Origin of the sequence: Cytobacillus solani (genome assembly GCF_006704205.1) — a bacterium.
GTDB lineage: Bacteria > Bacillota > Bacilli > Bacillales > Cytobacillaceae > Cytobacillus > Cytobacillus solani.
On the sequence record NZ_CP041305.1, the window covers coordinates 1,992,936 to 2,013,025 of the forward strand.

The window sequence follows — 20,090 nt, forward strand, 5'->3', positions numbered from 1 at the left end:
ATACAGATGTAAATGCAATTTTTACCGATAGAACCTATGCAGGCAAAAGAAATTACTCTGTGTAGTCGATAAAGACAGTGGTAATAGGGAAAGACGTGTATGAAGCCAGTTGAATAAAATGAAAATATTGTCAAAATGACACCCCTCTCTATTTAGGCTATAATAATAAAGTTCTAATCACCTTTCAAACAGTGGAAAGGGGTTTTTTTATGATTCATTTACATAAGGTTAGTAAAAGTTTTTCACATTTTCAGGTCATTAAATCGGCATCTTTAACGATCGATAAAGGTGAGATATATGGAATTATTGGGGCAAGTGGAGCGGGAAAATCGACTTTGCTGCGGCTAATGAATTTATTGGAAACACCGGACGAAGGCCAAGTAGAAGTGAATGGTCAAGATTTGACCAAATTGAACAGCAAAAAACTTCGACAAGCTCGACAATCGATCGGGATGATCTTTCAACATTTCAATTTAGTGGCGAATAAAACGGTTTACGACAATGTGGCTATTCCTTTAGAACTAGCAAAAGTTCCAAGACAAGAACGCCGCAACCGAGTAGTTGAGTGTCTTCAATTTGTTGGATTGGAGAGTTTATTGGATAAATTTCCTGCTGAATTAAGCGGAGGACAAAAGCAGCGGGTGGCTATTGCACGGGCATTAGCGAATCACCCGCAAGTTTTGTTGTGTGATGAGCCCACCTCCTCTCTTGATCCTAATACAACGGCTGAAATATTAGGTGTATTAGAAAATGTAAATAAAAGTCTCGGTGTGACGATTGTTATTGTCAGCCATGAGATGGAAGTGATTAAAAGTATATGTAATCGCGTAACTGTCATGGCAAATGGTGAAATCTATGACACGGTATCCATTGAACCAGAGGGGATCAAACAATTAAGTAAACGTCCAAATTGGTTTATCGAACAATTAATAAAGGATGGTGAGAAAAGCCATGCCTGAGATTTTAGTTCAATATCAAGCCGAGATTTGGACGGCAATCATCGAAACGTTCGTAATGGTTGGTGTCTCTATTGTTGCTGCTGTCCTAATAGGACTCCCAGTTGGGACGCTGCTATTTCTTTGCAGGAAAGGAAAAATACTTGAAAATCCATTCGTTTTTTCAGTTTTAAATTTATTAGTAAATACAATCCGTTCCTTTCCTTTTTTACTGCTTGTTGTTTTTTTAATTCCATTTACAAGATTAATTATTGGAACGGCGATTGGTACAGCAGCTGCAACTGTACCATTATCGATTATTGCGATTGCTCATTATTCACGTTTAGTCGAACAATCTTTATTGGACGTACCTAAAGGTGTGATGGAAGCGGCCATTTCGATGGGGGCTTCTGTTAAAGATATTATTTTTAAATTCCTTTTTGTTGAGGCTCGTTCTGGCCTTGTTCTTGGGTTAACTACATCCATTATTAGCTTTATTTCTTATTCAACGATAATGGGCGTAGTCGGAGGCGGCGGGATAGGAGACTTCGCCATTCGATACGGTTACCAGCAATTCAAAACAGATTTAATGATCTATATGATCGTTATTATGGTAATATTAGTACAGCTTATTCAATTTACTGGTACAACTGTATCTAGAATAATTGATAAAAGATAATAGTAAGGAGAAAAGACAAATGAAAAAGGTAATATTACTAGTAACGTTGTTTCTAATTCTTTTAACTGGCTGTGGCCAAGGGAATGAAACAAAGGAAAAGGACAGTAAAAAAACTGCAGCAGATAACGAAGAAGTAACATTAAAGGTAGCGTCATTAATTCCGCCAATGACGGAAATTCTTGATCTTGTTAAACCAAAGCTAGCGGAGGAAGGCATTAATCTAGAAATGGTTGTATTAGGTGATAACGTGCAGCCCAATACAGCATTAGCTGCAAAAGAAGTAGATGCAAACTTCTTCCAGCATGTTCCGTATATGGAAGAATTCAATAGAAACAATGATGCAGAGCTCGTTCCAATTGTCCCTATTTATTTTGCTAACTATGGGGTTTATGCAAAAGACTACAAGTCAATGGACGAACTGCCAGAGGGTTCCGTTATTGCCATTGCGAATGATGTTTCGAATATTGATCGTTCCCTATCTTTGCTGGCTCAGCATGGGGTAATTACTTTAAAAGAAAAAACAGGTCCCTATTATACACAAGCAGACATTACGGACAATCCTAAGAATTATAAATTCGAAGAGGTAGACTTGTTAATGCTAGCTCGAATGTATGATGATGCAGACGCAGTTGTTATGACACCTGCCTATGCTGCACCGCTTGGATTGACACCTAAAAGTGATGCGCTCCTTACAGAAGGAGTAGAAAATAACTTTGCCATTACTCTCGTAGCACGAAAAGACAATGCTGACTCAGAGGCAATCCAAAAGCTCGCCGAAGCGATGACAAGTACAGAGGTACGTGAGTTTTTAGAAAAAAATTATGACGAGACGGCTATTCCAGCGTTTAAATAGGATTTTTAAGGACCATTCGAGTTGTTATCTACAACGAGAATGGTTCTTTTTTATAGGGTCAGACAGGTTTAAGGGAAAAGCTGAACTAAGTCCGAAGTCAACCTGAGTTCAGACAGGTAGAAGAGGAAAAAGCTGAACTAAGTCCGAAGTCAACCTGAGTTCAGACAGGTTTAAGAAGAAATAGCTAAACCAAGTCCGAAATCACCCCAGGTTCAGACAGGTAGAAGAGGAAAAAGCTGAACTAAGTCCGAAGTCAACCTGAGTTCAGACAAGTACAAGAGGAAAAAGTGAACTAAGTCCGAAGTCAACACGAGTACAGACAGGTTTATGTGAAAAAAGTTGAACCAAGTCCGAAGTCGGCACGAGTTCAGACAAGTACAAGAGAAAAAAGCTGAACCGAGTCCGAAGTCCACCCGGATTCAGACAAGCTCAAGAAAAAAGGTCTCAATCAGTTCTGAAGGATTATATATGGGATTACTCACAAATTAACCATGACAAGGTTCTTATTCAAAATAAGTATCACTGGTAATTCCAAATGCAGTATAGTTTTTCTTTAAAATCCTGCTGATAGTTTTTTTATTTAAATCAACCTTACACCATTCATAAATGTTTTGGGTAGTAACCCGGTGATCTGGAAATAGGAGCTTAAATTCCTCCACATTTCGTAAAATAGCTGAGTCAATCTTTTCGTGTTCTCCACACTTTTCGCATACAAAGTGATATCTTTTTCTGCAGATCATGAAAGACTTACAACACCTACAATATATCCCCTTTTGAAGTTGCTCATAGGTATACTCTGGCAATTTCATAAATGGATTTATCGTTTGGTGTAACGAAACTAATCTTTGAGCTAGTTTTCTATGTCCATCATTCAGTTTAGAGGGTGTTTTATTTAAATCTTTTAAAAAACGATTTACCTGGGTTGGAAGAATAACCGGTTGGTCCATTGGGGCCTGATACAAAGTGAATTCAGAGTTCACAAAGATAACGGAGGCTTCAACGAGGTAATTTTGTTTGAGGTTTTGGAGTAATTGGCGGAAAAGAGTAGTACTTCTTTTTAACTGATCTACAGGGTTCTTATATTCACGTCTGGTTGTGATAGAATAAAGCTTGTCCGATTCGAAGTAACAATCCCCCTGATAATTTTTTATATCTAAAAAATGAATAACGCCCTGTGAAATAATCAAAGTATCAATTTGAAAATAGGAGTTGTTAACCTCAAGTAGTAAATCGTTTATGATATATCTTTCTTCTAGAAGGCTTTCGACAAGCTGATCAAATATTGTCTCCCCTTCATATCCCCTTTCAAGATTTATATAGTAGAGCTTTTCCTTTTCAGTTAATTCCATTCGTGTGTTTAAATAGCGCAATATCATTAATTCATCTGATTCTCCTCGAGCCTTAATTAACATAAGACCACTCCCCTTTCTTAACGTTTCTTTAATTATATTAAAAAATAGCGAGATTCCCTTAAGAGTATATGATTATTCAGTTAACATTTGTTCGTTTCGCAGATCCATAAATGGTAAACTCTCTGCCGTAGTAAAAGAAAGGATAAGTGATACCGCGATTTTTCACGTGCAAAAACTCTATATCGTGGATGAACGGTTAAGTTCGAGCAAACGGGTATTTTAAAAAAATAAAGCTGACGAGGCTATCTCCCCTTTGTCAGCTTTTCCAATTTAAAGAGTAAAGCGGGAGACTTGTTCGTCACTGATAATCAGCCCATCTACTTCTTGGAAACCTACCTTTTCGTAAACACGTTTTGCATGTACATTCGTTGGTTCATAGGACAGTGTAATCGTTTTGTGATGCTCCTCTTTTATATTCCTTATATCATCTATAACTAGTTTGACCGCTTCCTTTCCATATCCCAGCCCTTGATATTTATGATCAATCATTATCCGATAAATCCAGTACTCATGATCGTCTTCATCAATGCCATATAACGCGAAACCAATCATTTCCTTGTCATGATAGATTCCTTTTGCATGGAAGTTTTCTAGAAAGTTTAATTGAGCAAGGGATACAGCATTTGATGCCACAAACTTCACTTGATCTTCTCGGACGCGGAGTGAAATGGCTGTAATCCAATTGTCTTTCGTAATCGTATCTAAATGCAGCATGCTTCATCTCTCCTTTCATTAATTATACATAATTGTTAGTTAATTTGGATTAGTTGAATTACATTTTTATCTATAGGTCTTCCTTTTCAATTTTCAGTGACATAGGCTTAAGCAAAAAGATGATCATGCTTAAATTTTAGTGAACTTTGCAAAGTTGGGAGGTAGAAATTTACAATTCCCGAACAATTCAGTTGGAGCAAGGAAAGGGAAAATTAGAGATGAATAAAGACAAAGCAGGGAAAAAGCCGTTCAAAAGATTATGAAAAGAGGTATGTTAGCTGCAGCAGTACTTGTAATAGCTATCTCTATTACCGTTGCTGCGGCCCATAATACGGATTATTTCAAGATGCTTTTTGGTGTGTGAAAGGGATGAGTAGTAATCCCACAGATCAAGTGACCATTGATTAAAATGAAGGTAGAAGAAAGTATAAGTGGAGGGAAAAGCGTGATTATTATGGCTTCCTTTGAGAGAGGACAGATCTGCTTTTCCTGAAGACGCAGTCATCGCCACTCTAGAATTATACGTGAAAAATGGAGCAAGTTACATGGTTGATTAGCAAGTAACGGAGGATGGCAAGAAGCTTATAGTCATGTTTGGTATGAAGTAAAAAGTACTTTTGGGAAAACAGCCTTCATTGTTAAGCATAGGAAAACTTAATAATTTTTATAAATAAAGACCACCTTTCATTGATAGGTGGTCTTTCCTTGTTAATAGTTGAAGTTATTAAGAACATTGAAGTTGGTGGGAAAAGGATCTTGTACCCTTGTCTCACAGTAATTAAAGTGCTCGCAGTACAGCGCGTACTGGGCTGGCGTCTGCGCCTTCAATGGCAAGCGGCAAGGCAATGAGTTCATAATCGGCCGGCTCAATATTGGTTAGGACGATATTCTCTAAGATATATACACCGTTCTGATTCAATGAGTGGTGTGCCGTCATTGATTTACTGTCGACTGCATCCACAGATGGCCCGTCCGTTCCAAGCAGGCGAATTCCTTTCTCTTTGAGGAAAGGTCCGATGTTTTCTTTAAAGACTGTGAAGCTTTCGGGGAATTGCTTTATATTCCTTTTCCCGCTTGTTTTTAGAAGGAGCCGTTCGATCCCCTCCAGATTATAAGACTCCAACTCCTCTTTTCCAATAGCTTCGAGGCCCGTTACATCGATGACCCGTGCTTTTCCAACATATATATTCACATCTAACTCATGCACTTTCTCTCCGTTCCCATCGAAGTGATAGGGGGCATCGATATGTGTCCCTGTATGAACACCAGTATGGATTTGGCCAATATTCACTGACCCTGTTTGTTCCTTTGTGAAGCTTAACTTGAATGTAAATGGCAGATCTCCTGGCCAAACAGCTATGTCATTTGTGAGAGGCTGTGTAATATCGATCCATTTTTCTTCTTTCATAAAAGCACCACCTTGAGTCATTTTTTTCGCAGATTAACAGAATGTAAAACCCACTTTTAAGTTAAATGATGCCGAGCGTATTCAGGAATACAACAATGATCGTAATGGGTGCCACACATATCATTAGAAAGCGCCAAGCGGGATATAGCTTTGGTGCTGCTGTGCTGTTTAATTCAAATTCATGCTTAACAAGTGACTTATCCGCGCTATAGATGATGAAGAATGAAATCAGCAGGCTGCCGAATGGAAGCAGGATATTACTGACAAGGAAATCTGTCGCATCAAAAATGCTTTTTCCAAAAATCATTAAGTCGCTTAGACTGCTTGAAGATAAAGCGGCTGGAATGGCTGCTAGGAAAATAATGAGCCCAGAGATCCATGTCACCTTGCTTCTTGATCTTTTTCCATTTGCTGTAAAAGCGGCTACAATGATTTCATACAAACTAAAGGAGGAGGTCAATGTAGCAAATAAGAATAATAATAAGAATAGGCTCAAGAATACTTCGCCAAATGGGAGCTGAGAAAAAACGGACGGCAATACCATAAACAGTAATCCAGGTCCCTCTGCTGGCTCATAGCCGAAAGCAAATACGACTGGGAAGATGGCAAGTCCAGCTAATAAGGAAACGAAAATATTCATGCCGACAACCGCACTGGCAGAAGACGTTAAGCTTACATCCTTTTTTAAATAAGAGCTGTAGGTAACCATACAGGAAAATCCGACCGCTAATGAGAAGAATGACTGTCCCAGCGCATATAGAATGGATTCACCAGTTATTTTTGAAAAGTCGGGCGAGAGGAAGAACTTTACTCCTTCCAGTGCGCCTTCAAGAGTCAAGGCACGCACAACTAAAATAATAAAAAAGATGAATAATAGCGGCATCATATATTTATTTGCTTTTTCAATTCCGTTTGAGACACCAAGCGAAATGACGAGAACATTAATTAAAGAAAAAATAAGCAAGCCAAGAATCGTAATCCATGGGGTCCCAATGATCGAACCAAATAAATCAGGATAGCTTGCCCCATCAGCAATAATATTTCCGGGAATAGACAAACCACTATAAACAAGAACCCATCCGCCAACGACACTGTAAAAGGATAGGAGCAAAAAACAGCCGAGGACTCCTAGTCGGCCAACCCACACCCACAGGCTGTTTGGTGCCAAGTTCTTATACGCGCTGACCGCTTCTTTGCCTGATCCCCTGCCAATAATAAATTCAGAAATAAGCAGAGGCAGGCCGATTAGCAATGTAAATGCGACGAATAGGAGAAAGAAAGCGCCCCCGCCGCTCATTCCTGTTACATACGGAAACTTCCATATGGCGCCAAGACCAATAGCCGCCCCAGCAGACGACAAAATAAATCCAATCTTGGATGTCCACTGATCCTTATTTACCTCCACTTCACATCACCCTTTTCTAAATTAACGAAATAAACGTTAAAAATAATCACCGGTCCGTCTCACAGACCGGCGATAGGAGTTCAATTTTATCATAGATTATCGGACCGTTCGCCTCCTATCTCAAAACTTTTAGACCGGAAATGAATGGTCTGTTTACGGCCGAACGTCTTACTAACATTCGGGAAGGATGAAAATCGACTAGGAACCTTGCTGAATAAAGCTTATAGTTCTGTTCGTAAATCCCAAAGCTCTGGGAAGAATCGGTGATCAAGCACCTGCTTCAAATAATTCACCCCTGAAGAACCGCCAGTTCCTACTTTGAACCCGATAATTCGTTCTACTGTCTTCATATGGCGGAACCGCCACTGCTGAAGCCAATCTTCTATATCAACAAGCTTTTCGGCCAATTCGTATAAATCCCAGTATTGGTCGACATTGCGGTAAACCTCACGCCAAGCTGCGGCTACACTTGGGTCTCCTGCATATACATTCGAAAAGTCCCGATCGAGCAATTCTGGATTAATGTCAAAGCCTGCACGGGCTAATGCTTTAATCGAGACATCATAAATGCTTGGCGCCTGAAATGCAGTCTGAAGTGCTGCATGAACAGCAGGATCCTTCTCATAGATTTTTAGAATATGAGTGGACTTATAGCCAAGAGCAAATTCGATGAGTCTGTATTGGTAAGACTGGAAGCCAGAAGCCTTTCCAAGTGTGTCGCGGAATTGCAAATACTCAGCAGGTGTTAAGGTGGACAAAACATCCCAAGCTTGAATGATTTGCGTCTGGGTTTTAGAGACACGGGCAAGCTTTTTAAAGGCAGAATGCAGCTCATCTTGTTCAATTTCTTTAATTGCTGAGGAAAGCTCATGCAAAATAAGTTTCATCCAAAGCTCGCTTACCTGGTGGATAATGATGAACAGCATTTCATCATGATGGTCTGATAGTCGCCGTTGGCTTGTAAGAATTTTATCAAGATGCAAGTATTCCCCATATGTCATATTCTCTTTGAAATCTGTATGAATTCCTTTTTCTTTTTCAAGATTTTTATAAAGATCTGAGATGGATTTTGACATTGTGTTCTCCCCCTTTGGAGTTGAGTATCATGTATCATGGCTACTAGCGGCTGATGGAATCTATCGAGTGATTCTATTCTATTTTACGCAACTACATCGCGCTTGTTCTCAAATTTCTTATACTGCTCTTCTTCCATGATTTTTTTCAAAATCTGCACAACTTCCCGTACTTCTTCAAATGTATTGTATAAAGCAACAGGAGCAAGTCGAATGCCATTCGGTGTACGGAAGTCAGGAATGACCCCGTTATCTTTCAAAGCTTTACAAATGCGAGCTGCCTCTTCATGTTCAAGAAATACATGGCCGCCCCTTCGGACTGCATCAAGCGGGTTTCCAATCTTGAACCCAAAACAGCTTAATTCAATGTTAATGAGATCAAGCATATAATCGGTTAACTTTAAAGATTTTGTGCGGATTTTTTCTATTCCTGCATCAGCAAACATCGATAGAGAACCTAATAGCGGTGCTGCACTCAGTAAATTAGGCGTGCCCATTTGCATAGCTCCTGCAGTTGGTGCCGGAGTTAAGTCATGCTCCATGTCAAATTGTTTGTCCTTATCCGAACTAAACCAGCCTGCAAGCCCGGGATTAGCCCCAAAGTGCGTCTCGTTTACATAGATGCCGGCTACAGCTCCTGGTCCGCCATTTAAATGCTTATATGAGCACCAGAAGGCAAAATCTACGCCCCACTCACTTAATGAATGTGGAATGGAGCCAATGGAATGGCATAAATCAAAGGCAACTATGATCCCTCTTTTGTGTGCTTCCTCGGTTATCCGCTTCATATCTAGTATTTGGCCACTGCGGTAAAGAACGCCTGCAAGGACAATCAGTGCCACTTCGTCTGTCATTGCCTCAATAATATCCTCTTCACGGATTGTTAGCCCATCCCTGCTTTTCACTTGCACTAAATGTTCATCTGGATTGAGTCCGCGAATGTTCAGCTGGCTTTTTAAAGCATAAATATCGGTTGGAAAATTCAACTCATCTGCAAGAATCTTTGTTTTTTTTTCTTCCGGCTGATAAAAGGTAGAAAGGATTTGATGTAAATTAATTGTCGTGGAACCGGTTACAATTACTTCTTCAGGCTTTGCACCGATAAGTGGTGCTGTCATCTCCCCAAGCTTTTCAGGGAGATAGAACCACGGATTTTCCCCCTTTAGCCAGCCGTCAATGCCATAAGTCTTCCATGATTCAAGTACGTTATGAAGTGCTTGCTCAGCCCTTCTCGAAAGAAGTCCAAGAGAGTTCCCGTCAAAGTAAATGGTTCCTGTCTGCAGGTAAAATTCGTTTCGATACTGTTTTAGTTCATCCTCAGAATCAAGCTTTTGGGCATAGGCCTTTGTTAAAAACTCCTTTTCACTCATATGGACCAGCTCCCTTTCTTATGGAATGTTCTTTATAAAAATAGAATGAAGTATTTAATTGATATTATGTCAATGATATAATATCAATTAACAGATTGTAAAGAAAATACTTAAAATTTAGAATATGTTAAAAATTGTTAAGACGAGGTGAAATGAGTGAATCATGAAGACGGTTTATCCAAGAGACAGCAGAAGGCACTGCAAACCCGATTAAATCTACTGAATGCCGGTAAAGTCATTTTTCTAAAAGAAGGCTTTCAAAAAGCAACGATGACGGAGATTAATAAACGGGCAAATACTGGCTATGGTACGGCCTATGTGTATTTCAAAAATAAAGATGAGCTATTTGCTGAGCTAATGGAAAATATAGTAGAGAAAATGTATGATGTTGCAAGCATGCCCTTTGAGCCCACGACAGTGGAAGAAGCGTATTCGCAAATAAAAGCGCAGGTAAGATTATTCATCCAGGCGGCATTAGATGAACAAGAGACGATGAAGGTTATAAAGGAGGCCATCGGAATTTCAGAAATGGTAGAAAGAAAGTGGAGTCAGATTCGTGCCCGATTTATTGCTGAGATAACAAAGGATATTACTTTCGTTCAGACGGCCGGAATGGCTAACAAGGATATAGAAGCTTCTTTGATTGCTAGAGGCTGGTATTATATGAATGAACAGCTGATGTGGGATATCGTGCTTGGGGAGGTTGTAGAAGACCTCACTATTGTAGCTGAAAATCTAGCTTTACTTTATACAAGGGGCCTCTACAAAGTTAGGTAATCTTCAAAAATCAAAATAGAGCCTTACCAGAGCTTTCTGATAAGGCTCTATTCCTTTAGAGATTACTTCCTCCCAGCCGTCCAATTCATCCCCCATTTATGGGCACGGTCCATTTGCTTATGTCCATCATAGTATTCTACAAGCCTTTTAACATTGAAGGATTTGTTTTGGACATTTTCAATCATGGCGATGGCACACATAATCTTGCCATTTCGATGTTCGTCCATTTTTACAACAATGTCTTGTCCGTTCTGATACTTAAGGGTTACCACGCCATCAACTAGATTCGCCCCTTTTTGTTAACTGAATCATTTGTACCACTCCTAATATTGAATTTTAATAGACTGGATGCATACATAATCTTTCTAAAGTAAGATTGTAAGTGGGTAAATCTGATGCGAAGGTCGTGGTGTTCTTAGTTACGAGGTGTAAGAAAATGTATTATCACGTAGTTACCCCCATTTTACAAAAAATGATAGAAAATATATACCTTCGTGTGAAAACTTCTCTAGTGACAGGAAAAGGTATATCATTGAAGGAAAGAATAACTTGAACGGATTTATGGAACAAAAAGTAAAAAAAGCAGGTGCTATATGAACACATTGTTATTTGTCGTCATCATCCTAACAGCTTCCATCCTTCAAACAAGTACAGGTTTTGGTTTTTCCATATTGGCTACTCCCTTTCTTCTACTGCTCTTTGAACCAACTGAAGCGATCCAAATGAACTTACTATTATCGCTAGTGATTTCTATTGCTTTAATAAGGAAGGTTAGAAAGGATATTGATTTTGGAATCGTGAAAAGATTTGTGATCGGAAGTGGAATAGGCCTGCCAATAGGAATCATCATCTTTATGCTAATAGACATCAATAAGTTAAAGTTAGTCATAAGCCTTATTATTTTGGCATTAACCATTTTGCTTATCCTTAAGTTTCGCATGAAACAGGGGAAGAAGAGAGACCTAGCTGTTGGCGGACTTTCAGGTGCTCTTACAACGAGTATAGGCATGCCTGGACCGCCATTGTTGTTATACTTTTCAGGAACAGATACGCAAAAGGAAAAGCTGCGAGGGACTACGCTGGCATTTTATATGTTTATTTATTTGATCAGTTTAGTTATCCAGGTTATTTTTGCTGGGACGAATAAAACAGTCTGGGTATCAAGCGCTGCTGCACTTCCATTAGTATTTATCGGTTTGTATGTGGGGCAGCTTTTATTTAAAAGAATTAACCAGCAAATTTTTCGTATCTTCACGTATATTATTTTATTGTTTACTGGTGTTTATTTGTTTATTGAAAGTTTGCTATAACTTAAATCAAGAAATGATTAAAGGCAGTTCCTATTTTCATAGGTGCTGCCTTTTTTGCATACAGTAATAATTTATTTAAACTTCATGGGTGGTTGGGCTGGAGAGAAAAGATTGTGAAAACAAAATGTAATCGAGCGTTTTACATAAAGTGAACCTTTGAAAAGCAGCAATGAAACAACAAGTGATACAGGAATGCTTAAAGCGATAGGAAGATCAATGCCATGCCAAATACTCATTTTTATTTGTTCGAAACCGATGGTTCGTAGTATCCCGGCTATTATGGAGATTAGTGCACTCAACATCATTCCTAGATAAAGGACAGAAAGGACAGGGATTGTTAACGACAATAAGAAGGAAAGGATCGTTTTTTTTATATTCATGGATTCTCACTCCGTATAATCTGTTGGACTTTAGCATTCGGAGAGATGGTACAGCTTTTTGTATAGGTAAGTGTTTGAATATTGCACTGGCTGCCAACATCCACAACATCCCCCTCAACGATTTCCGCATCTGTATAGGCAAGCTGCAATTGTCTTCCTTTAATAAACTGGCAGATTAGTTTTTTCTTTAATGAAATGGACTTTCTATCCTTTTCTATAAACGCTGTATCTGTAATTAATCGGTTGATCCTGCTCTCACCTGATAATTTTAGCTGAAAGTGTTTTGTGTGAATTTCTTTTGCGGTAATCAGCCCAATGGAATCAAGGTGTTCTGAATGAAGCATTTGTTCAATGGTAAGCTTTCCTGAACTGGAAAGCTTCGCTGCACGCACATTTTTCATTTTTAAATTTCCGGCATTGATGATCTCTTTTACCTCGCAATTGCCTTTTATGACACATGATCCAGAGCTTTTTAACAGATCTGCTGCAACATGAGAATGAAAGGTACTAAAGCCATGAGTGGAGATCTCTTTGAGGTGGATTTCTTGGTGTAATGTAACAGAACCACGTATGTTCAATCGTTCGCAGTCTTTAGCTAATTCCTTGATATGACCGCTTGTCAGAGTGATGCTTCGGGGCTTTTGAGCCTTTTGGTTTTGCATTCCTTCACACCGCCTTATTTAATTAATATATATTTTAATAATTAAAATATATATTAATTAAAATACATTGATTGGTGATTTGTCAAGAAGGGATTAGATTAATCACCTATACTATCTGGTTGTATGAGGATATAAAAAGCTTTTTCCATAATTGGACAATAAAAAAAGGATTTCAATATAGATGAAATCCTTAAAAAATGGCACTCATTAATGAATTAACTTCTTTTAATATTTTTGCCATATCTGTTAGCTTCTCGGATGGGAATTTCAAAAAGATGGCATGGACTTTTTCTTCACCCATCCTCGTCAAGACCATTTTTACAACTCTGCGGTCTTCAGTTTCTCTTACACGCTGAACCACATTTAATTTTTCCAGTTTATCGCACATCGATGTAACAGCTCCAGGGGTTACATTAAAGAAATCAGCAATTTCAGTTGCTTTCATTCCATTATTGATTTTTAGCTGAAGCAGAAGTATAAGCTGATTCTGGGTGAGTGACTCCCCTTCTGATAGCAGGTTGACAAACATTTTAGACTTTTGTTGTATATCAAGCATTTCTTTCATAATGATTTCCACATTATGTATCTGTTCATTTTTTGCCATTGGATCACAGCCTAATATAGTATTTTACTTATTAAAATATATGGTAAGTATATAATTAATCTTTGCCAATGCCAATAGATCTTCCCAAGAGTACTACGTATAGATATTTATTTAACTGTCACTTTTTTCAATAAAGTAATCTTTTAGCTTTTGTTATTTACATACGATCTATTGACCTATAGATTATTCTGAAATAATTAATTCAGTGTTCGTATGTCTAAATTCATTAATTAAATCTTTATTAACGTTTTCATCCGTAATAATGTAATTAATTTGCTCAATAGGAGCTATTGCAATAGTGACATCTTTTCCGAACTTTGTACTATCGGCAGCAACGTATATTTCTTTGGAGCGTTCAATGATTTTTTTCCGGGTAAGAGCTTCTTCAACATTATAGTCGGAAATACCTCTTTCAAGCGTAATGCCGCTTGTACAAATAAATGCTTTCAATATATTTAATTCATTAAAATTAAATAAATAGTCAAAGGTTACAACAGATTGCTCATTTTTCCTTATCTTTCCGCCAATGATGATTAGTTCAACATCCGTATTCATCAGCTCGGTTATTACAGGAATGGAATTTGTTACGACAGTTAAGTTTTTCTTGTTTTTAATGTATTTTGCAATTTGATAAGTTGTTGAGCCGCTATCAATAAATATACAATCCCCGTCGTTAATCCATTCACTGCATGTTCTCGCAATGCTCTCTTTTTCTTCTAAGTGGCTAATCATCCGTTCATCGATCGCAGATTCACCAAATTTTGATTCTACTATCTTAACCCCACCATAAATCTTTTCAATTTTCCCTTGTTTCGTAAGGAGATTTAAATCTCTGCGAAGTGTATCAACGGAAACGTTTAGTTTATCCGTTAGTTCAGATATTTTAAGGACTTTTTTTATCGTTAATAAATCAATAATTTTTTTTTGCCTTTCAAGTGGAAACATATTTTCACCCATTTAAATTTAATTAGATGCAGCTATAGTAATTCCAGTTTACTGATAAATCTCGGCGTACTCAATAGATTTATATAAATGACAATAAGGAAAACAGCGAAAGTTAGTAACGATTTGGTATTAAGTTAGTAAAGATATTGGCAAAATTTACATAAACTATACAAAAATCTTTATTCAAATTTACATATCATTTTTATACTGAAGTTGTATTTAGGGAGGTGAGCCGTTTGCTGAAATTGCAAAATATAAGCAAACAATTCGATCAAAAGATCGTTTTAGAAAATATAAATCTTGAAATAAACACTGGCGAGATTGTTTCCCTACTAGGTCCAAGCGGAAGCGGAAAAACAACATTATTAAATATCATTCTCGGATTAACAAAAATGGATGAAGGAAAAATCATTTTTAATGGGCGGGATGTAAGCAATGTACCAATGAAGGACCGGGAATTTAATATTGTTTTCCAAGACTATGCACTTTTTCCTCATTTAAATGCCTATGAAAATATTGTTTATGGGTTAAGAAATAAGAAGGGAATGGTTTCTGAAAAGGAGCTTCAGGAATATATCGATTTCTTAGAATTAAAGCCGCATTTAACAAAGAAAATAGGGGAATTATCAGGCGGGCAAAAACAAAGAGTTGCTCTTGCAAGAACACTGGTAACAAAGCCGAAAATATTGCTATTAGATGAGCCGCTGAGCGCACTGGACGGGGTAATAAAGGAATCAATTAAACAGCGTATTCAATCCATTGCAAAAGAGTATAAGCTTACAACAATTATTGTTACGCATGATCCGGAAGAAGCTTTAACACTGTCTGATAAGGTATTAATTATTAATCGGGGGAATATTTCGCAGTTTGGTACTTCTAGGGAGATTATCAATCAGCCAAGTAATGATTTTGTAAAGGATTTTATTTTAAAACAGCTACAAATAAAGCGGCAAAATATATTCAATTTATTTGGTGAGAAGTATGCCTAATGTAAGACCAGAAATGCGCATCGTTTATTTCCTGTTAGCATTATTATTTGCTGGTTTTCTCCTATTGCCTCTGTCCGTGTTATTTATTCGATCCTTTGAAACGAGCAGCGGGTTTGATCTTTCCAATTATCTTTCGGTTCTGTCGAATAAAGAGATAATAGAGTCAATTGGAAATAGTTTCAAAGTTTCAAGTGCGACAGCGGTGATAACGACTATTCTAGCATTTACATTGGCTTATTCGATTAACTGTACGAGAATCTATCAGCCACTAAAAAGAGTGATTGGAACGGTAATTATTCTCCCGATGCTCCTGCCTACGATTACATATGGATTTGCTATTATGTATTCATTTGGAAACCAAGGGTTAATAACAAAGATAATCGGCCATGGATTTTTTGACATATACGGCTTTAATGGTTTATTAATCGGCTATGTGATCTATACATTGCCAGCTTCCTTTCTTCTTATTAATAATTCCTTTAAATATGTTGATAAGAAATTTATCATCGTTTCCAAGTTAATGGGTGATGGGACGTTAAGAAGCTTTTCGAATACGATTGTTCGTCCATTAATCGGAACCTTAGGAGGTGCCTTTGTTCTTTCCTTTATTTTAAGCTTTACAGATTTCGGAATCCCTGCATCAGTTGGGGGAACGTACTCTGTTGTTTCAACCCAACTGTATCAAGTAATGCTAGGGTCCATTCCTGACTTTAATCATGGGGCTGTCATTGCCGTTCTTATGTTATTACCAGCAGTGCTAGGCGTTTTTCTGTTATACTTCCTTGAAAAATTTAACTTTCAATACGAAAAGATTACCGACATAGAGTGGACGCAAAATAAATATCGGGATACTTTTCTAGCAATGATTTCATCGATCTTTTTATTAGGGATGCTGTCTATTTTTGCCGTTATGTTTATTGCGCCATTTCTTAATAGTTTTCCTTATAATCTATCGTTTACCTTTAAGCATATTTTGAATGTGTTTCAATCGGGTGATTTAGTAGCTGTTTATAAAAATTCATTTGTAGTTTCTATTTTAACAGCCATTATTGGCACTGTTATTGCCTACAGTTCTGCAATTCTAAATGTACGCACACAATTAAAAGGAAGAACAGCAATCGATATCGTTTCAATGATTACAAATACTGTTCCAGGTATGGTGCTTGGCTTATCGTATTTGCTTCTTTTTAATGGCAGTAGTTTAAAAGGAACATTTATCATCATCATCCTATGTAATATTGTTCACTATTTTACTACTCCCTATTTAATGGCCAAAAACTCTTTATCTAAAATGAATCGATCTTGGGAAACGACGGGAGAGTTACTTGGAGATAGCTGGATTAAGACCATTTATCGGGTCATTCTGCCAAACTCAGTATCTACTGTTATTGAGATGTTTAGTTACTATTTTATCAACTCAATGGTAACGATTAGTGGAATTATCTTTCTAGTTACAGCTCAAACTTCATTAGTTGCGAGCAAAATTAAAGAACTGCAGCATTTTGCAAAATTCAATGAAATATTTGTTTTATCTTTACTCATCTTTTTTACTAATCTATTAATCAAATTCCTTTGTGATTATTTGCAGAAAAGGCAAGTAGTAAATGGTAAAAAAATATATAGAAAAAGTGAGGCGGCATAATGATGAAAAAAATGATCCTGATTCTATTCGCTTTAGGTTTTGTGATTGCGTTAGCAGGTTGTAACAGTCAAAAAGAAGAGGAAGTCGTTATTTATACGAATGGGGATGAAGAAGCTGTTGCGGCAATGGAAAATGCCTTAAATAAGGCTGGCTATGAGGGAGAGTATGTTTTTCAATCGTTAGGAACGTCTGAATTAGGCGGGAAGTTAATAGCAGAGGGTAAGGAAATCGAAGCTGATTTAGTGACAATGAGTTCTTATTTTCTTGAAAGCTCACAAGAGGAGCATTCGATGTTTAAAGATTTAGCTTTTGATGCGAAGGCATTAGAGGAATATCCATCCTTCTATACGCCGATTTTATCCAATTCAGGTGCCATTTTTGTCAATACGGAAGTACTGAAGGAAAAAGGGCTGGAAGCACCAACATCTATTAAAGACTTAACAAAACCAGAATTTAAAGGATTAGTGTCTATTCCGAATATCGTTGATTCTTCAACAGGCTGGCTGTTAATCCAAGCGATTATAAGTGAGTACGGGGAACAAGAAGGAAAAACGATTCTTCACGAGTTGATTGCTAATGTGGGCCCACACTTAGAAAGCTCTGGCTCAGGTCCAATTAAAAAAGTCCAGGCTGGAGAAGTGGCGGCAGGTTTTGGACTTCGCCATCAAGCGGTCCAAGCAAAGGAATCAGGTGCACCGATTGATTATGTCGATCCAGTGGAAGGCAACTTTTCTCTTACCGAATCGATTGCTGTTATTGATAAAGAGGGTGAAACAACAGACTTAGCTATGAAGATGGCAGAGGTAATTATTAGCGATGCAAGGAAGGAATTATTGTCATCCTATCCGGTTGCTCTTTACAAAGGGGAGACAGTTGATGAGGTGAACAAGCCAGCTCATTCGATGACATTCGCCCAACCGTTAACAGTAAAGTTATTGGAACAGCACCAAGCATTTTTTAATTCAGCAAAATAATAATTGGAGTGTGAAGGAACATGCATAATTATAAGCTTTTGACACCGGGTCCGCTGACAACTTCTCGTACAGTGAAAGAGGAAATGCTTTATGACCGCTGCACTTGGGATGATGATTATAAAGGAATTACACAAAAGATTCGTATACAGCTGCTTGAATTAGCTGGTGTATCGCAGCAAGATTACTCGGTTGTGCTTATGCAAGGAAGCGGGACATTTGCGGTTGAATCTGTGATGACATCAGCCGTTTCGGATGAAGATAAGGTTCTCATTGTGACGAACGGTGCTTATGGAGAGCGGATTGTAAAAATCGCACACTATATAGGGCTTAATTACCGTGAATATCGTGCCGCCTATAATGAGTACCCAAATGAAGATGAAATTAAAGAGATTTTAGAAGAAGATCAAGCGATTACCCATTTGGTTATGGTTCATTGTGAAACAACGACAGGCATTTTAAATCCGATGGAGATGATATCGAGATTATCAAAGGAATACGACAAAACGTTAATCATCGATGCAATGAGTAGTTTTGGAGGGATAGATATAAATATTCCTGAACTTGGAATTGATTATCTAATTAGCAGTGCGAATAAATGTATTCAAGGGGTTCCGGGATTTGGCTTTGTTATTGCCAAACGGGATAAACTTGCAGCTTGTGAAGGAAATGCTCGGAGCTTATCATTAGATCTATTTGATCAATGGAAGGAAATGGACAAGGACGGGAAATGGCGATTTACATCCCCAACGCATGTTGTAGCTGCCTTTTCGAAAGCAATTGATGAATTGCTTGCAGAAGGCAGCATCCCAGCCAGACATCACCGCTACCAAAATAATAACCAAATTTTGCGGGATAGACTTGAAAGGATTGGCATTCACACGTATATTACAGCAGAAAAACAGTCACCGATCATTACAACCTTTCTTTTCCCAAGCGAACAATTCTGCTTTGAAGATTTCTATTTGTATGTGAAAGAACGAGGATTTGTCCTTTATCCAGGAAAGCTGACAGATGTGGATACATTCCGAATTGGCAATATTGGGGAAATTTATGAAGAAGATATAGAGGCATTATGTAATATTATTGAGGAATATCTGGAGGGATGCCAGCATGCATAAAGTTGAAGGGGTTATCTTAGATTGGGCTGGAACAACTGTTGATTTTGGATGTTTTGCTCCTGTAAATGTATTTATTGATATTTTTAAACATGCAGGCATTGATGTAACGATGGAAGAGGCAAGAGCACCCATGGGCATGCTAAAGATTGATCATATTCGTGAAATGCTAATGATGCCAAGGGTTTCCGGATTATGGGAAGCTAAGTTTGGGAGAAGATTCAATGAGCAAGATGTAGAGGATTTATATGCCGAATTTGAGCCTGCATTAATGTCCTCCTTAAAAGAATATACGGATCCCATTCCTAGGGTGGTAGAGACAGTACAAAAGTTGAAGGAGATGGGGCTGAAAGTTGGTTCGACAACAGGGTATACCCAATCAATGATGGATGTTGTTGTTCCTCATGCAGCTAGTAAAAGCTATAGTCCTGATTTCTATATAACTCCTGATGGAACAAATTCTCTTGGAAGACCGTATCCTTATATGATTTATCGTAATATGGAGGCATTGAAACTTTCTGCTGTGTGGAAGGTTATCAAAGTGGGTGATACGGTTTCAGATATTAAAGAAGGGGTTAATGCAGGGGTTTGGTCAGTTGGTGTCATTATAGGAAGCTCTGAACTAGGTTTAAGCTTAGATGAATTTAATGCTTTATCAAAGATAGACCAAGAAACAGCTATCGCTAAAACCGAACAAACCTTTATCCAAAATGGGGCCGATTTTACAATGAAATCAATAAGTGAATTGCCGCAGTTAGTCGAGAGGATTAACCACCTTATTGCAGAAGGGAAAAGACCATATACAAGAGTTGAAAAGATCGAGTAGATTTAGCATAGTACATT

General features: G+C 37.9%; 21 protein-coding genes. 10 read left to right on the plus strand and 11 right to left on the minus strand.

Annotated features, from left to right (window positions below):
* Positions 1–209: 209 nt before the first annotated feature.
* Genes FI644_RS10205 through FI644_RS10215 form a run of 3 tightly spaced genes read left to right on the plus strand, consistent with a single transcriptional unit; the run spans position 210 to position 2,467 of the window.
* Positions 210–959: a methionine ABC transporter ATP-binding protein gene (locus tag FI644_RS10205; protein ID WP_056686945.1), complete on the plus strand. Its 750-nt coding sequence runs from the start codon at positions 210–212 to the stop codon at positions 957–959.
* Positions 952–1,614 carry a methionine ABC transporter permease gene (locus FI644_RS10210; protein WP_053478378.1) on the plus strand — a complete coding sequence of 221 codons (663 nt, stop codon included), beginning with the start codon at positions 952–954 and terminating at the stop codon, positions 1,612–1,614. Before FI644_RS10205 ends, FI644_RS10210 begins: the two co-directional genes overlap by 8 nt.
* A gap of 19 nt (positions 1,615–1,633) precedes the next feature.
* Positions 1,634–2,467 (plus strand): MetQ/NlpA family ABC transporter substrate-binding protein, encoded by an 834-nt coding sequence (locus FI644_RS10215; protein ID WP_053478379.1) that lies wholly within the window; start codon positions 1,634–1,636, stop codon positions 2,465–2,467.
* A 503-nt stretch (positions 2,468–2,970) separates the two neighbouring features.
* On the opposite strand, the gene FI644_RS10220 is transcribed toward FI644_RS10215, so the two are convergent.
* From FI644_RS10220 to kynU, 6 genes are all read right to left on the minus strand, one after another.
* Positions 2,971–3,879 (minus strand): nuclease-related domain-containing protein, encoded by a 909-nt coding sequence (locus FI644_RS10220; RefSeq protein WP_142108278.1) that lies wholly within the window; start codon positions 3,877–3,879, stop codon positions 2,971–2,973.
* Between the two features lie 270 nt (positions 3,880–4,149).
* The gene (locus tag FI644_RS10225; RefSeq protein ID WP_142108279.1) at positions 4,150–4,593 is read right to left on the minus strand and encodes a GNAT family N-acetyltransferase; all 444 of its coding nucleotides are present in this window, start codon (positions 4,591–4,593) and stop codon (positions 4,150–4,152) included.
* Positions 4,594–5,371: 778 nt separating this feature from the next.
* On the minus strand, positions 5,372–6,001 hold the full coding sequence (gene kynB, locus FI644_RS10230; RefSeq protein WP_053478381.1) for an arylformamidase: 630 nt from the start codon (positions 5,999–6,001) through the stop codon (positions 5,372–5,374).
* Between the two features lie 61 nt (positions 6,002–6,062).
* Positions 6,063–7,406, minus strand: a complete 1,344-nt coding sequence (locus tag FI644_RS10235; RefSeq protein WP_053478382.1) for a sodium-dependent transporter — start codon at positions 7,404–7,406, stop codon at positions 6,063–6,065.
* A gap of 221 nt (positions 7,407–7,627) precedes the next feature.
* The gene (gene kynA, locus FI644_RS10240) at positions 7,628–8,482 is read right to left on the minus strand and encodes a tryptophan 2,3-dioxygenase (protein ID WP_053478383.1); all 855 of its coding nucleotides are present in this window, start codon (positions 8,480–8,482) and stop codon (positions 7,628–7,630) included.
* An 83-nt stretch (positions 8,483–8,565) separates the two neighbouring features.
* A complete protein-coding gene (kynU, locus tag FI644_RS10245) occupies positions 8,566–9,849 on the minus strand; it encodes a kynureninase (protein ID WP_053478384.1) in 1,284 nt (427 codons plus the stop codon).
* A gap of 156 nt (positions 9,850–10,005) precedes the next feature.
* Here kynU and FI644_RS10250 point away from each other — a divergent pair, with 156 nt between their 5' ends.
* Positions 10,006–10,626: a TetR/AcrR family transcriptional regulator gene (locus FI644_RS10250; RefSeq protein WP_053478385.1), complete on the plus strand. Its 621-nt coding sequence runs from the start codon at positions 10,006–10,008 to the stop codon at positions 10,624–10,626.
* Positions 10,627–10,688: 62 nt separating this feature from the next.
* Here the strand turns inward: FI644_RS10250 and FI644_RS10255 are convergent, their stop codons facing one another.
* On the minus strand, positions 10,689–10,898 hold the full coding sequence (locus FI644_RS10255) for a hypothetical protein (RefSeq protein WP_053478386.1): 210 nt from the start codon (positions 10,896–10,898) through the stop codon (positions 10,689–10,691).
* A gap of 321 nt (positions 10,899–11,219) precedes the next feature.
* Here FI644_RS10255 and FI644_RS10260 point away from each other — a divergent pair, with 321 nt between their 5' ends.
* The gene (locus FI644_RS10260; RefSeq protein WP_053478387.1) at positions 11,220–11,936 is read left to right on the plus strand and encodes a sulfite exporter TauE/SafE family protein; all 717 of its coding nucleotides are present in this window, start codon (positions 11,220–11,222) and stop codon (positions 11,934–11,936) included.
* Positions 11,937–12,007: 71 nt separating this feature from the next.
* Here FI644_RS10260 and FI644_RS10265 read toward each other — a convergent pair whose 3' ends face one another.
* The 4 genes from FI644_RS10265 to FI644_RS10280 form a co-directional block, all read right to left on the minus strand.
* On the minus strand, positions 12,008–12,316 hold the full coding sequence (locus tag FI644_RS10265) for a hypothetical protein (RefSeq protein WP_053478388.1): 309 nt from the start codon (positions 12,314–12,316) through the stop codon (positions 12,008–12,010).
* Complete coding sequence (locus FI644_RS10270) at positions 12,313–12,978, minus strand: hypothetical protein (protein ID WP_053478389.1); 666 nt, start codon at positions 12,976–12,978, stop codon at positions 12,313–12,315. The genes FI644_RS10265 and FI644_RS10270 overlap by 4 nt, the downstream gene beginning before the upstream one ends.
* A gap of 190 nt (positions 12,979–13,168) precedes the next feature.
* Positions 13,169–13,582: a MarR family winged helix-turn-helix transcriptional regulator gene (locus FI644_RS10275; RefSeq protein ID WP_053478390.1), complete on the minus strand. Its 414-nt coding sequence runs from the start codon at positions 13,580–13,582 to the stop codon at positions 13,169–13,171.
* Between the two features lie 183 nt (positions 13,583–13,765).
* Positions 13,766–14,527 (minus strand): DeoR/GlpR family DNA-binding transcription regulator, encoded by a 762-nt coding sequence (locus FI644_RS10280; RefSeq protein WP_053478391.1) that lies wholly within the window; start codon positions 14,525–14,527, stop codon positions 13,766–13,768.
* 236 nt (positions 14,528–14,763) lie between these two features.
* Between FI644_RS10280 and FI644_RS10285 the strand changes: the two genes are divergently transcribed.
* Genes FI644_RS10285 through phnX form a run of 5 tightly spaced genes read left to right on the plus strand, consistent with a single transcriptional unit; the run spans position 14,764 to position 20,073 of the window.
* Positions 14,764–15,516 (plus strand): ABC transporter ATP-binding protein, encoded by a 753-nt coding sequence (locus tag FI644_RS10285; RefSeq protein WP_053478392.1) that lies wholly within the window; start codon positions 14,764–14,766, stop codon positions 15,514–15,516.
* Positions 15,509–17,158: an ABC transporter permease subunit gene (locus FI644_RS10290; RefSeq protein WP_053478393.1), complete on the plus strand. Its 1,650-nt coding sequence runs from the start codon at positions 15,509–15,511 to the stop codon at positions 17,156–17,158. Before FI644_RS10285 ends, FI644_RS10290 begins: the two co-directional genes overlap by 8 nt.
* Entirely contained in the window at positions 17,158–18,132 is a 975-nt protein-coding gene (locus FI644_RS10295) for an extracellular solute-binding protein (RefSeq protein ID WP_053478394.1), read from the plus strand. The genes FI644_RS10290 and FI644_RS10295 overlap by 1 nt, the downstream gene beginning before the upstream one ends.
* 20 nt (positions 18,133–18,152) lie before the next feature.
* The gene (locus tag FI644_RS10300) at positions 18,153–19,250 is read left to right on the plus strand and encodes a 2-aminoethylphosphonate--pyruvate transaminase (RefSeq protein WP_053478395.1); all 1,098 of its coding nucleotides are present in this window, start codon (positions 18,153–18,155) and stop codon (positions 19,248–19,250) included.
* A complete protein-coding gene (gene phnX / locus FI644_RS10305) occupies positions 19,243–20,073 on the plus strand; it encodes a phosphonoacetaldehyde hydrolase (protein WP_053478396.1) in 831 nt (276 codons plus the stop codon). The genes FI644_RS10300 and phnX overlap by 8 nt, the downstream gene beginning before the upstream one ends.
* Positions 20,074–20,090 lie beyond the last annotated feature (17 nt).